The sequence below is a fragment of the Gemmobacter aquatilis genome, assembly GCF_900110025.1.
Lineage (GTDB): Bacteria > Pseudomonadota > Alphaproteobacteria > Rhodobacterales > Rhodobacteraceae > Gemmobacter > Gemmobacter aquatilis.
On sequence record NZ_FOCE01000007.1, the window covers coordinates 135,887 to 148,215 of the forward strand.

Here is a 12,329-nt window from a genome sequence, read left to right on the forward strand (position 1 = left end):
CCGAATTCCGCCAAAAATTTGGTAACACAATGAAAAAGGCCCCGAAAGCTCGGGGCCTGATCTTTGGCGTTAACCTGGGGTCGATCAGTGAGCGATGCTCTGGCGCAGGGCCAGCATGTCGTTCACCAGCTTTTCGGCACCGTCCTTCTGATCAGCCGGGGCAAGGGCGGCGAGATCGCGCGCTTCTTGCACCAGACCGTCCAGAACCGTGCCGGACAGATCTTCGACCGGGATCGCGCGTTCCGCCAGCACAGACACGCTGGAGCCGCTGATCTCGGCGAAGCCGCCGGTCACCGCAAAGGCCAGCGTCCCGGTCGGGCCGATTGCCTTGAGGATACCGGGGCGCAGGGTGGTGATGGTGGCCGAATGGCCTTCCATCGCCGTCATGTCGCCGTCCGTCCCCGGGATCTGCACCTCGGTGGCCTGAACGGAAGCGAGCTTCCGTTCGGGCGACACGAGGTCGAATTGCAGGGTGTTGGCCATCTACGCCCCCTTACGCCGCAGCCGCAGCGAGTTTCTGGGCCTTGGCTTTCACGTCTTCGATGCCGCCGACCATGTAGAAGGCCGCTTCCGGCAGGTGGTCATACTCGCCTGCAACCACGGCCTTGAACGAGGCAATGGTCACGTCGAGCGGAACCTGCACACCGTCAGAGCCGGTGAACACTTTCGCCACGTCGAAGGGTTGCGACAGGAAGCGCTGGATCTTCCGGGCGCGGGCCACGGTCAGTTTGTCTTCTTCCGACAGTTCGTCCATCCCGAGGATGGCGATGATGTCCTGCAGCGACTTGTAACGCTGAAGGATCTGCTGAACGTCGGTCGCAACCTTGTAGTGCTCGTCGCCGATCACCGCCGGGTCCAGCAGACGCGAGGTCGAGTCGAGCGGGTCCACGGCCGGATAGATGCCGAGTTCCGAGATGGCGCGCGACAGAACCGTGGTGGCGTCGAGGTGGGCGAACGAGGTCGCCGGAGCCGGGTCGGTGAGGTCGTCAGCCGGAACGTAGATGGCCTGCACCGAGGTGATCGAGCCATTCTTGGTCGAGGTGATGCGTTCCTGCAGCGCGCCCATGTCGGTCGCCAGCGTCGGCTGGTAGCCCACGGCCGAAGGAATACGGCCCAGCAGAGCCGACACTTCCGAACCTGCCTGGGTGAAGCGGAAGATGTTGTCCACGAAGAACAGAACGTCCGTGCCCGACTGGTCGCGGAACTGTTCGGCCAGCGTCAGGCCCGACAGTGCCACGCGCATACGCGCGCCCGGCGGTTCGTTCATCTGGCCATAGACAAGGGCCACTTTAGACTTCGTCAGGTCGTCCGGCACGATAACGCCGGATTCGATCATCTCGTGATACAGGTCGTTGCCTTCACGGGTCCGTTCACCCACGCCGGCGAACACGGAGAAGCCCGAGTGCACCTTGGCGATGTTGTTGATGAGTTCCATGATGAGAACGGTCTTGCCCACGCCGGCGCCGCCGAACAGGCCGATCTTGCCGCCTTTGGCATAGGGGGCCAGCAGGTCGATCACCTTGATGCCGGTCACCAGAACCACCGATTCCGTGGCCTGTGCCGCGAAGGACGGGGCGGGCTGGTGGATCGAGCGGGTTTCGGTGGCGAGAACCGGGCCTTTTTCGTCCACCGGCTCGCCGATGACGTTCAGGATGCGGCCCAGCGTCGCGTCGCCCACCGGCACCGAGATCGGAGCGCCCGTGTCGGACACCGGCGCGCCGCGGACGAGACCTTCGGTCGCGTCCATGGCGATGGTGCGGACAGTGTTCTCGCCGAGGTGCTGAGCCACTTCGAGAACCAGTTTCTTGCCGTTGTTCGTCGTGTTCAGCGCGTTGAGAATGGCCGGAAGGGCCCCCTCGAACTGGACGTCCACGACGGCGCCGATGACTTGCGTCACTTTGCCTTGTGCTTGTGCCATGTCGTTATCTCCGTACGGGTCAGAGCGCCTCGGCGCCCGAGATGATTTCGATAAGCTCTTTGGTGATCGCGGCCTGACGGCTCCGGTTGTACTGGATCGTCAGTTTGTTGATCATGTCGCCCGCGTTACGGGTGGCATTGTCCATCGCGCTCATCCGGGCACCCTGTTCGGAAGCCCCATTCTCCAGCAAGGCGGTGAAGACCTGCGTGGCCACACCGCGCGGCAGCAGGTCGGCAAGGATCGCCTCTTCGCTCGGCTCGTAGTCATACAGAGCCGACGGCGCGCCGCCTTCCAGCTTGGCCGGAATGATCTGCTGCGCGGTCGGGATCTGGCTGATCACCGACTGGAAGCGGTTGAAGAACAGCGTCGCCACATCGAATTCGCCGCCGTCAAAGCGGGAAAGGATGTCGCGGGCGATCTCTTGCGCGTTGACATAGCCGACGCGCTTCACTTCCGTCAGATCGACATGGCCCACGAACTTGTCGCCGAAGTCACGGCGCAACTGTTCGCGGCCCTTCTTGCCGACGGTGAGAATCTTCACCGTCTTGCCCTGCGCCAGCAACTCGTTGGCCGCCGCGCGGGCAAGCCGCACGATGGACGAGTTGAAGCCGCCGCACAGGCCGCGTTCCGCCGTCATCACCACGAGCAGATGCACGCGGTCGGCGCCCGTCCCGGCCAGAAGCCGGGGCGCGCTTTCCGAACCGGCCACCGAAGAGGCCAGCCCCGCCATCACGGCATTCATCCGTTCGGCATAGGGGCGGGCGGCCTCGGCGGCCTCCTGGGCGCGGCGCAGTTTTGCCGCGGCGACCATCTGCATGGCCTTCGTGATCTTCCGCGTGTTCTTGACGCTTCCGATCCGGTTTTTCAGGTCCTTAAGGCTGGGCATATCCCTCGTCCTTTCAGCCTGCGCTTACGCGAAGGTCTTGGCGAATTCGGTGATCGCAGCTTTCAGTTTGTCCTCGTCCGCACCCTTGATCTTGGGGTCCGCCGTGGTCAGCCACTCCAGGATGTCCTTGCGCTGGGTGCGCAGGTAGGACAGCAGCCCCGCTTCAAAGCGCAGGACATCCTTCACACCGATCTTGTCGAGGAAGCCGTTGGTACCCGCATAGATCACAGCCACGATTTCGGCGTTGGTCAGCGGCGAGTATTGCGGCTGTTTCATCAGCTCGGTCAGGCGGGCACCGCGGTTCAGCAGGGCCTGGGTCGAGGCGTCGAGGTCAGAACCGAACTGGGCGAAGGCGGCCATTTCGCGATACTGGGCAAGCTCCAGCTTCACTTTGCCGGCAACCGACTTCATCGAGTTGGTCTGGGCCGAGGAGCCCACACGCGACACGGAAAGGCCGGTGTTCACAGCCGGGCGGATGCCCTGATAGAACAGTTCGGTTTCCAGGAAGATCTGGCCGTCGGTGATCGAGATCACGTTCGTCGGAATGAAGGCCGACACGTCGCCGCCCTGCGTTTCGATGATCGGCAGCGCGGTCAGCGAGCCAGCCCCGAAATCTTCGTTCAGCTTGGCCGAACGCTCCAGCAGGCGGGAGTGAAGATAGAACACGTCGCCCGGATAGGCTTCACGCCCCGGCGGACGGCGCAGCAGCAGCGACATCTGACGATAGGACACGGCCTGTTTCGACAGGTCATCATAGATGATCAGGGCGTGACGGCCGTTGTCGCGGAAGAATTCCGCCATGGCGGTCGCGGCATAGGGCGCCAGGAACTGCATCGGCGCCGGGTCCGAGGCAGTAGCGGCCACGACGATCGTGTAGTCGATCGCGCCGGTTTCTTCCAGTTTCTTCACCAGCTGCGCCACGGTCGAGCGCTTCTGGCCGATAGCGACATAGATGCAGTACAGTTTCTTGTACTCATCGTCGCCAGCCGCTTCGTTATACGACTTCTGGTTCAGGATGGTGTCGAGCGCCACGGCAGTCTTGCCGGTCTGGCGGTCGCCGATGATCAGTTCGCGCTGGCCACGGCCAACCGGGATCATCGCGTCCACGGCCTTCAGGCCGGTCGCCATCGGTTCGTGCACCGATTTGCGCGGGATGATGCCCGGAGCCTTCACGTCGGCGATGCGACGTTCGGTGAACATGATCGGGCCTTTGCCGTCGATCGGGTTGCCAAGACCGTCAACCACACGGCCCAGCAGGCCGTTGCCCGCCGGAACGTCCACGATGGAGTTCGTGCGCTTGACGACGTCGCCTTCCTTGATGTCCTGGTCGGAGCCGAAGATCACGACGCCGACGTTATCGACTTCGAGGTTCAGCGCCATCCCGCGGATACCGCCGGGGAATTCCACCATTTCACCGGCCTGGACGTTGTCCAGCCCGTAAACGCGCGCGATCCCGTCACCGACGGACAGCACGCGGCCAACTTCGGCCACGGCAGCGTCTTTGCCGAAGTTCTTGATCTGCTCCTTGAGGATCGCAGAGATCTCAGCAGCCTGGATTCCCATCACCCAACCTCTTTCATTGCATTCTGGAGAGCCGCGAGCTTGGACTTGATCGAGGTGTCGATCATGGTCGAGCCCAGCTTGACGACGATACCCCCGATGAGGGTCTCATCGACGGCGAGTTTCAGTTTCACGTCCTTGCCGACGCGCGCTTTCAGCGTGGCGACGAGCGCGGAGACCTGCTCGTTGCTCATCGCGGTGGCGGCCGTGACCTCGGCGGTCACCTCGCCCTTGTCGGCGGCGATGCGGGCGCGCAGGTCAGCCACGAGTTGCGGCAGAACGAACAGGCGGCGCTTGGCCGCCATAAGCGCGAGCGTATGCGCGACATAGGGCGAAAGGCCCATCTGCGCGGCGATTGCGGTGATGGCATTGGCCTGTTCTTCGCGGGAATAGATCGGCGAGGAGATCAGATCGCGCAGGTCCGCACTGGTGCCAAGGGCGGCGTCGAGTGCATCAACGTCCCCCTCCAGCGCCAAGAGGCCCCCTTCTTCCTTCGACAGGTCGAACAGGGCAGTTGCGTAACGCGCGGCAATGCCGGAGGAGATCGAAGCTGGTTCGGACACGTCAACCCTTCCGCTGGCTTTGCCCCCGCCCTTTGCGAATTTTACCCCGCGCAGGCCAGAGGCTATTGTTGGCGCATGATGTTCATGCGTCTCAAATTCGAGGCGTCTCTAGCAGAGGCTTCCCAATGCCGCAACCGTGAACAGAGCCGAAGCGGGGCATGTCAGACGCAAACATGACTCCGTCATGTTCAGGTGGCGTGCAGATGCGGCATTCATGCCGCACAGCCGCCATACCCGGGCAAAAAACGACAGGCCCGCAGGGAATCGCCCTGTGCACCAGGGACGGCAGGAGGCCGCCCTGGTGATGCTTTCTGCATCAGCATCCGTCGGACATATCAGCCTTTGCGCAGCGCCGGTTCGGGGGCGCCCTGCCCCACACCTTCGAGCACACGCAACGGCCTGCGGACTACAGCGCCCAGCCCGCCGCGCGTGGGGGCGTAAACCTGTTTGCTCGCCTCGACCATCAGCACCCCGCCAGCGATCCAGGGGGCGAAACGGCGGCCGGTCTGCTCCCACAGCTGCGCGGTGCGCAGCCAGAAGCGTTGTGACGAGGGCGGCGCATACAACGCCGCGACATGGCGTTCGGGGGTAAAGCCATGACGCTTGAGTTGCGCCTCAAGCTGGCGCAGCGAATAGGGTCGGCCAAAGCCGAAGGGCGTGCCATCGCCCCGCGCCCAAAGGCCCGAGCGATTGGGCACGATGAACAACGCCTTGCCCCCCGGCCCCAGCACGCGCTGACATTCGTCCAGCACCGCCGAGGGCTGCTCCGAGGTTTCAAGCCCATGCATCAGCACCAGCCTGTCCACAAAGCCGGTTGACAGCGGCCAAGCGGTTTCTTCGCTCAGCACGCTGACATTCTCCATACCCGCCGGCCAAGGCATCACACCCTGCGGCCCCGGCATCAGGCCGACGACGCGCCGGGCCTCTGCCAGATAGGGCCGCAGCAAAGGCACGGCGAAACCAAAGCCCGCAACCGTTTGCCCGGCGGCGGGCGGCCACATCGCCACGACCTGATCACGGATCGCCCGCTGCGCCACGCGGCCAAGCTGCGTGCGGTAGTAGAAGTTGCGCAGGTCGAGTACGTCAAGATGCATTGCGGCTCGGGGCTGTTGCGGCCAATCTGGCTGAGAATAGCGAAGATGACAGGAAACGCCATGCCGCTTGAACTCGTCACCGTCCCTTGCCTGAAGGACAATTATGCCTTTCTGATCCACGACCCACAAAGCCGTTCAACCGCTGTGGTGGATGTGCCCGAGGCCGGGCCGATCAAGGCAGCCCTGAAGGCGCGTGGCTGGCGGCTGACCCATGTCTTGCTGACCCATCACCATTGGGATCATATCGACGGCGTGGCCGCGCTGATCGACGGCACCGAAGCACGGGTGATCGGTGCCGCCGCCGATGCGCATCGCTTGCCGCCACTGGATCGCAGCGTGGCCGAAGGGGACACGGTTCAGATCGGCGGCGCGACCGGTCATGTGATCGACGTGCCCGGCCATACCGTGGGCCATATCGCCTATCATTTTCCCGAAAGCAGGCTGGTGTTCACCGGCGACAGCCTGATGGCCATGGGCTGTGGCCGCCTGTTTGAAGGCACGCCCGACCAGATGTGGCAAAGCCTGTCCAAACTCGCCGCCCTGCCGCCTGAAACGCAGGTCTGTTGCGGGCATGAATACACCATGTCCAACGCCCGTTTCGCCCAGAGCCTTGAAGATATGACACCAGCACTTATCTTCAGGCTTGATGCGATCGCCCGGGCGCGCGAGGCTGACATGCCGACCGTTCCTTCTCTTCTGTCCGAGGAGCTGGCGACCAACCCGTTCCTGCGCGCCACCGATCCGGCGCTGAAAGCCGCGCTCGGCATGGTCGATGCCACGGACGCTGCGATTTTTGCCGAATTGCGGGCCCGAAAGGACAAATTCTGACCCGTTTCTGCACCGCAGCGATCACATTTTGCAACGGTTGCCCGCTATGTAACAATTCCTCCGAAATAGGACTTGAAGCGGCGCAAATAAAACCGAACTTTAATCTTATGAGGCCACGGTCGTAACGGGCCCCCTGCCCGCCGACCAGCAGGAAGGAGCACTCTATCGTGCCATCTTTTTCGACCACCCTTGAACAGGCCATCCATGGCGCGCTGGCCCTTGCCAATGCCCGCCGCCATGAACTCGCAACCCTTGAACACCTGCTGCTCGCGCTGATCGACGAACCCGATGCTGCACGGGTGATGAAAGCCTGCTCGGTCGATCTTGATGATCTGCGCAAGACACTGGTGGATTTCATCGACGACGATCTTTCGACGCTGGTCACCGATGTCGAAGGCTCCGAAGCCGTGCCGACCGCCGCCTTCCAGCGGGTGATCCAGCGCGCGGCGATCCATGTGCAAAGCTCGGGGCGGACCGAAGTGACCGGGGCGAATGTGCTGGTCGCGATCTTCGCCGAACGCGAATCCAACGCCGCCTATTTCCTGCAGGAACAGGACATGACGCGCTATGACGCGGTGAATTTCATCGCACATGGCGTGGCAAAAGACCCGACCTATGGCGAAACCCGTCCGGTGTCGGGCGCCGAGGAGCATCACGAGACGCCCAAGGCCGAAACCGGCGAGGCCAAGGAAAGCGCGCTGTCCAAATATTGCGTTGATCTGAACGTCAAATCGCTGAAAGGCGAGGTTGATCCGCTGATCGGGCGTGAGCAGGAGGTGGAGCGGGCGATCCAGGTGCTGTGCCGCCGCCGCAAGAACAACCCGCTACTGGTGGGCGACCCCGGTGTGGGCAAGACCGCCATCGCCGAAGGGCTGGCGCTGAAAATCGTGCGCGGCGAGACGCCGGAGATTCTGGCGGGCGCCACGATCTACAGCCTGGACATGGGCGCGCTGCTGGCGGGCACCCGCTATCGCGGCGATTTCGAAGAGCGGCTGAAAGCCGTGGTCAAGGAACTGGAAGACCACCCCGACGCGATCCTGTTCATCGACGAGATCCATACGGTGATCGGCGCCGGGGCGACCTCGGGCGGGGCGATGGATGCCTCCAACCTGCTGAAGCCCGCATTGCAGGGCGGCAAGCTGCGCTGCATGGGGTCGACCACCTACAAGGAGTTCCGCCAGCATTTCGAGAAGGACCGCGCGCTGAGCCGCCGGTTCCAGAAGATCGACGTGAATGAGCCTTCGGTGCCGGATGCGATCAAGATCCTGATGGGCCTGAAACCCAATTTCGAGGAACATCACGACCTGCGCTACACCGCCGACGCGATCAAATCGGCGGTGGAACTGGCTGCGCGCTATATCCATGACCGCAAGCTGCCCGACAGCGCCATCGACGTGATCGACGAGGCCGGGGCGGCGCAGCATCTGGTGGTAGAATCCAAGCGTCGCAAGGTGATCGGCACCAAGGAGATCGAGGCTGTGGTGGCCAAGATCGCCCGCATCCCGCCGAAGAACGTCTCGAAAGACGACGCCGAACTGCTGCGCGATCTGGAAAAATCGCTCAAGCGCGTGGTGTTCGGGCAGGATAAGGCGATCGAGGCACTGTCTTCCGCCATCAAACTGGCCCGCGCCGGTTTGCGCGAACCCGAAAAGCCCATCGGCAACTATCTGTTCGCCGGGCCGACGGGCGTGGGGAAAACCGAAGTCGCCAAACAGCTTGCCAATACGCTGGGGGTGGAGCTTCTGCGTTTCGACATGTCGGAATACATGGAGAAACACGCGGTGTCCCGGCTGATCGGCGCGCCGCCCGGCTATGTCGGCTTCGATCAGGGCGGGATGCTGACGGATGGGGTGGACCAGCATCCCCATTGCGTGCTGCTGCTGGACGAGATGGAAAAGGCCCACCCGGATGTCTACAACATCCTGCTGCAAGTGATGGACCACGGGAAACTCACCGACCATAACGGCCGGACGGTGGATTTCCGCAATGTGATCCTGATCATGACCTCCAACGCCGGGGCGGCCGAACAGGCCAAATCCGCGATCGGCTTTGGCCGCGACCGGCGCACGGGCGAGGATACGGCGGCGATCGAACGTACCTTCACGCCGGAGTTCCGCAACCGTCTGGATGCGGTGATCAGCTTTGCGCCGCTGGCGCGCGAGACGATCAATCAGGTGGTCGAGAAGTTCGTGCTGCAGCTTGAGGCGCAGTTGATGGACCGCAATGTCCATATCGAACTGACGCCCGAAGCGGCAACTTGGCTGGGCGACAAGGGCTATGATGACAAGATGGGCGCGCGTCCGCTGGGCCGCGTGATTCAGGAACACATCAAGAAGCCGCTGGCCGAGGAACTGCTGTTCGGGCGCCTGATCAAGGGCGGCGTGGTGCGCGTGACGGTGAAGGATGACCAAATCGAACTGGTGATCGAAGAGCCGGCCAAACCGCGGCTCACCGGCTCCAAACCGCCACTTCTGACGGCGGAATGATCCTGCGCAGCGCCCTTGCGCTGCTTCTGGCCCCCGCTGCGGCGGGGGCCTTTGAATTGGAATTTCCGCTGGACTGCACGCTGGGCGACACCTGTTATATCCAGCAGTATGTCGATCACGACCCCGGCCCCGCCGCGCGTGATTTCACCTGCGGCAGCCTGAGTTACGAGGCGCATGAGGGCACCGATTTCGCCCTGCCCTCACTTGCCGCCATGGCCGCAGGCGTGGAGGTGCGCGCCAGTGCGGCAGGTCGGGTGCGCGGCATCCGCGACGGGATGCCCGACATCGCCGCAAACGACTCCGCCGCCCCGGCGCTGGAGGGGCGCGACTGCGGCAACGGGGTGGCGATCACCCATGAAGGCGGCTGGGAAACCCAGTATTGCCATATGAAACAGGGCTCTCTGCTTGTTCGCCCCGGGCAGGACGTGGCCGCGGGCACCCCGCTGGGGCAGGTCGGCCTGTCGGGGCGGACCGAGTTTCCGCATCTGCATGTGACCCTGCGCCAAGGCAAGACGGTGGTGGACCCGTTCGCGCCTGGCAGCACCGACAGCTGCGGCCCTGCGACCGAGGGTCTGTGGCAAGTCGCCCTGCCCTATCAGCCCGGCGGCATCATCTCGCTGGGGTTTGCCAGCGAGGTGCCGGGCTTTGCTGCGGTCAGGGCCGGAACCGTGGCGCCTCCCACCGGGCCGGATGCCCCTGCGCTGGTGCTGTGGGCCTATCTGTTCGGCGGGCGGGCTGGTGATGTGCTGCGCGTGGAGATCACCGGACCCGAGGGGAAGGTGATCGCGCAAGACATGCGACTGGAAAAGACTCAGGCGCAGTTGTTCCGCGCCTTGGGCAAACGCCTGCGCGCCGCCACCTGGCCGCAAGGCAGTTATGACGGACAGGCGACGTTGCTGCGCAATGGGGCAACGGTGGACAGCGCGGCGGTGCGGCTGGATCTGTAACTACGCCACCGCGCCGCGCCCGTCAGACATTGACCTGTGTGCCGATCTCGACCACCCGCCCCGCGGGGATACGGAAATAATCCGACGCACTGGCGGCGTTGCGCGCCAGATAGATGAACAGCCGCGCCTGCCAGCCGGGCATCCGGCTGCGGGCCGACAGGCGCAGGCTGCGCCGCGACAGGATGAACGAGGTCGCCATGATGTCGAATTTCCAGCCAAGCTTGCGACATTGCATCAGACCCTTGGGCACATCCGGTTCCTCGAAATACCCATAGGTCAGCGTCACCCGGCGCAACCGGGGCGTCAGCACCTCGATATGGGCTCGGTCTTGATCGGCGATGCGCGGCACGTCGGCGGTGACAATGGTCAGGATCACATTCTGTTCGTGCAACGCCTTGAAATGCTTCAGGCTGTGCAGCAACGCCCCGGGCACCAGATCCGGCGTCGCGGTCAGGAACACTGCCGTTCCGGGAACTTTGGCAATGGATTTCGATTCGAGCTGGGGCAGCAATGTCTCCAGCGGCAGCTCGGCCTCGCGCTCTTTCGCCGCAACCGTGGCCACGCCGCGCCGCCAGCTCCACATCGTCAGCACCATGGCGGCGGCGATGCACAGCGGCAGCCAGCCCCCCTCCAGAACCTTCATCATGTTGGCCCCCAGAAACACAACGTCCATCATCAGAAACGGCAGCATCATGACAATCGACACCCAGAGCGGCAGCCCCCAATGGCGATACGCGACCACCATCGCCAGCGTGGCGGTCACCACCATGGTGCCGGTCACACTGATGCCATAGGCCGAAGCCAGAGCCGACGAGTTGCGGAAGGCCAGCACCAGCAGGATGACACCGAACATCAGCCAAGCATTGACGCCCGGCATGTAGATCTGGCCCTGCTGTGCATCCGAGGTGTGACGGATACGCATCCGTGGCAGCAGACGCAGTTGCACGGCCTGCTGGGTCAGTGAATAGGCCCCGGTGATGACGGCCTGGCTGGCGATGATGGTCGCCGCCGTGGCGAGGATCACCATCGGCAGCAACGCCCAGTCGGGGTAAAGGAAGTAGAACGGGTTTTCGAGGGCCGCAGGATCAGCCAGCAGCAAGGCGCCCTGCCCGAAATAGTTCAGGAGCAACGCCGGAAACGCCACGAACAGCCAGGCCATCTGGATCGGCTTGCGCCCGAAATGGCCCATATCGGCATAGAGCGCCTCTGCCCCCGTCACCGCGAGAAACACCGCTCCGAGCACGACCACGCCCAGCATCCCGTTCCCCGCCAGAAACCAGATCGCATGCAGCGGGTTGAGTGCGGCCAGAACGCTGGCATCATCGGCCATGCGGTAGATGCCACCCAGCGCCATGGCCAGAAACCAGACCAGCGTGATCGGCCCGAAGAACCGCGCCACCGCCGCTGTGCCCCGGTTCTGCACCAGAAACAACGCCAGGATGATCGCCACCGAGATCGGCAGGATGAAGGAATCGAAACCCGAGGTGACAAGCGTCAGCCCCTCCAGCGCCGAAAGCACCGAAATGGCCGGCGTGATTGCCGCGTCACCGTAGAACAGCGCCGCCCCAACCAGCCCCAGCAGCAGGATCAGCGCATTGGGGCGCTTCATCGCCCGCTGCGCCAGTGCCAGCAGCGACAGGGTTCCGCCCTCCCCCTCGTTATCCGCCCGCAGCAGGATCAGGACATATTTCACCGTCACGATCAGCATCAGCGCCCAAGTGATCAGGGACAGCACGCCCAGCACATCGTCCCGCGTCACCCCGCCATGGGTTGCCCCGGCCGCGTGCATCGCCTCGCGGAAAGCATAAAGCGGCGAGGTGCCGATATCACCATAAACAACCCCGACAGCCGCCAGAGACAGCGACAACAACCCACCGCCATGGCTTGCGGGTTCCTGGGAGAGAGAGGTTTCAGGGACAGCCATCTGTTTCACATCCATTGCACCGGGCAGGCCGGCAGAGACCCGCAACCTGTGCTGACCGGCATAAGGAAGCGACAGGGATTGCGGCGTACCGCATAAGGAAACCGTAAAGGCCGTGGACAAGAT

Annotated in this window: 10 protein-coding genes; 3 read left to right on the forward strand and 7 right to left on the reverse strand. The window is 63.6% G+C overall.

The features are described from left to right. Nucleotides 1–84: 84 nt before the first annotated feature. From BMX43_RS13195 to BMX43_RS13220, 6 genes are all read right to left on the reverse strand, one after another. On the reverse strand, nt 85–483 hold the full coding sequence (locus BMX43_RS13195) for a F0F1 ATP synthase subunit epsilon (protein ID WP_091302115.1): 399 nt from the start codon (nt 481–483) through the stop codon (nt 85–87). A 10-nt stretch (nt 484–493) separates the two neighbouring features. Further along, complete coding sequence (atpD, locus tag BMX43_RS13200; protein WP_091302117.1) at nt 494–1,918, reverse strand: F0F1 ATP synthase subunit beta; 1,425 nt, start codon at nt 1,916–1,918, stop codon at nt 494–496. Nucleotides 1,919–1,937: 19 nt separating this feature from the next. Further along, on the reverse strand, nt 1,938–2,804 hold the full coding sequence (locus BMX43_RS13205) for a F0F1 ATP synthase subunit gamma (RefSeq protein WP_091302119.1): 867 nt from the start codon (nt 2,802–2,804) through the stop codon (nt 1,938–1,940). 24 nt (nt 2,805–2,828) lie between these two features. Further along, on the reverse strand, nt 2,829–4,367 hold the full coding sequence (gene atpA / locus BMX43_RS13210) for a F0F1 ATP synthase subunit alpha (protein ID WP_091302121.1): 1,539 nt from the start codon (nt 4,365–4,367) through the stop codon (nt 2,829–2,831). Then, complete coding sequence (locus tag BMX43_RS13215; RefSeq protein WP_091302123.1) at nt 4,367–4,927, reverse strand: F0F1 ATP synthase subunit delta; 561 nt, start codon at nt 4,925–4,927, stop codon at nt 4,367–4,369. The genes atpA and BMX43_RS13215 overlap by 1 nt, the downstream gene beginning before the upstream one ends. A 335-nt stretch (nt 4,928–5,262) precedes the next feature. Continuing rightward, a complete protein-coding gene (locus tag BMX43_RS13220; protein WP_091302125.1) occupies nt 5,263–6,021 on the reverse strand; it encodes a class I SAM-dependent methyltransferase in 759 nt (252 codons plus the stop codon). 60 nt (nt 6,022–6,081) lie between these two features. On the opposite strand from BMX43_RS13220, the gene gloB reads away from it, so the two are divergent. From gloB to BMX43_RS13235, 3 genes are all read left to right on the forward strand, one after another. Beyond that, a complete protein-coding gene (gene gloB, locus BMX43_RS13225) occupies nt 6,082–6,849 on the forward strand; it encodes a hydroxyacylglutathione hydrolase (RefSeq protein ID WP_091302127.1) in 768 nt (255 codons plus the stop codon). A 167-nt stretch (nt 6,850–7,016) separates the two neighbouring features. Further along, a complete protein-coding gene (gene clpA, locus BMX43_RS13230) occupies nt 7,017–9,335 on the forward strand; it encodes an ATP-dependent Clp protease ATP-binding subunit ClpA (RefSeq protein WP_091302128.1) in 2,319 nt (772 codons plus the stop codon). Next, on the forward strand, nt 9,332–10,282 hold the full coding sequence (locus BMX43_RS13235; RefSeq protein ID WP_091302130.1) for a M23 family metallopeptidase: 951 nt from the start codon (nt 9,332–9,334) through the stop codon (nt 10,280–10,282). The genes clpA and BMX43_RS13235 overlap by 4 nt, the downstream gene beginning before the upstream one ends. A 22-nt stretch (nt 10,283–10,304) precedes the next feature. Here BMX43_RS13235 and BMX43_RS13240 read toward each other — a convergent pair whose 3' ends face one another. Then, entirely contained in the window at nt 10,305–12,206 is a 1,902-nt protein-coding gene (locus BMX43_RS13240) for a potassium transporter Kup (RefSeq protein WP_091302234.1), read from the reverse strand. Nucleotides 12,207–12,329: the final 123 nt, after the last annotated feature.

Bases quoted from the DNA above. Each gene is read 5' to 3' on its own strand.
- atpD (WP_091302117.1), bottom strand. From the start codon at position 1,918: ATGGCACAAGCACAAGGCAAAGTGACGCAAGTCATCGGCGCCGTCGTG.
- BMX43_RS13205 (WP_091302119.1), bottom strand. From the start codon at position 2,804: ATGCCCAGCCTTAAGGACCTGAAAAACCGGATCGGAAGCGTCAAGAAC.
- gloB (WP_091302127.1), top strand. From the start codon at position 6,082: ATGCCGCTTGAACTCGTCACCGTCCCTTGCCTGAAGGACAATTATGCC.
- atpA (WP_091302121.1), bottom strand. From the start codon at position 4,367: ATGGGAATCCAGGCTGCTGAGATCTCTGCGATCCTCAAGGAGCAGATC.
- BMX43_RS13195 (WP_091302115.1), bottom strand. From the start codon at position 483: ATGGCCAACACCCTGCAATTCGACCTCGTGTCGCCCGAACGGAAGCTC.
- BMX43_RS13235 (WP_091302130.1), top strand. From the start codon at position 9,332: ATGATCCTGCGCAGCGCCCTTGCGCTGCTTCTGGCCCCCGCTGCGGCG.
- BMX43_RS13240 (WP_091302234.1), bottom strand. From the start codon at position 12,206: ATGGCTGTCCCTGAAACCTCTCTCTCCCAGGAACCCGCAAGCCATGGC.
- BMX43_RS13220 (WP_091302125.1), bottom strand. From the start codon at position 6,021: ATGCATCTTGACGTACTCGACCTGCGCAACTTCTACTACCGCACGCAG.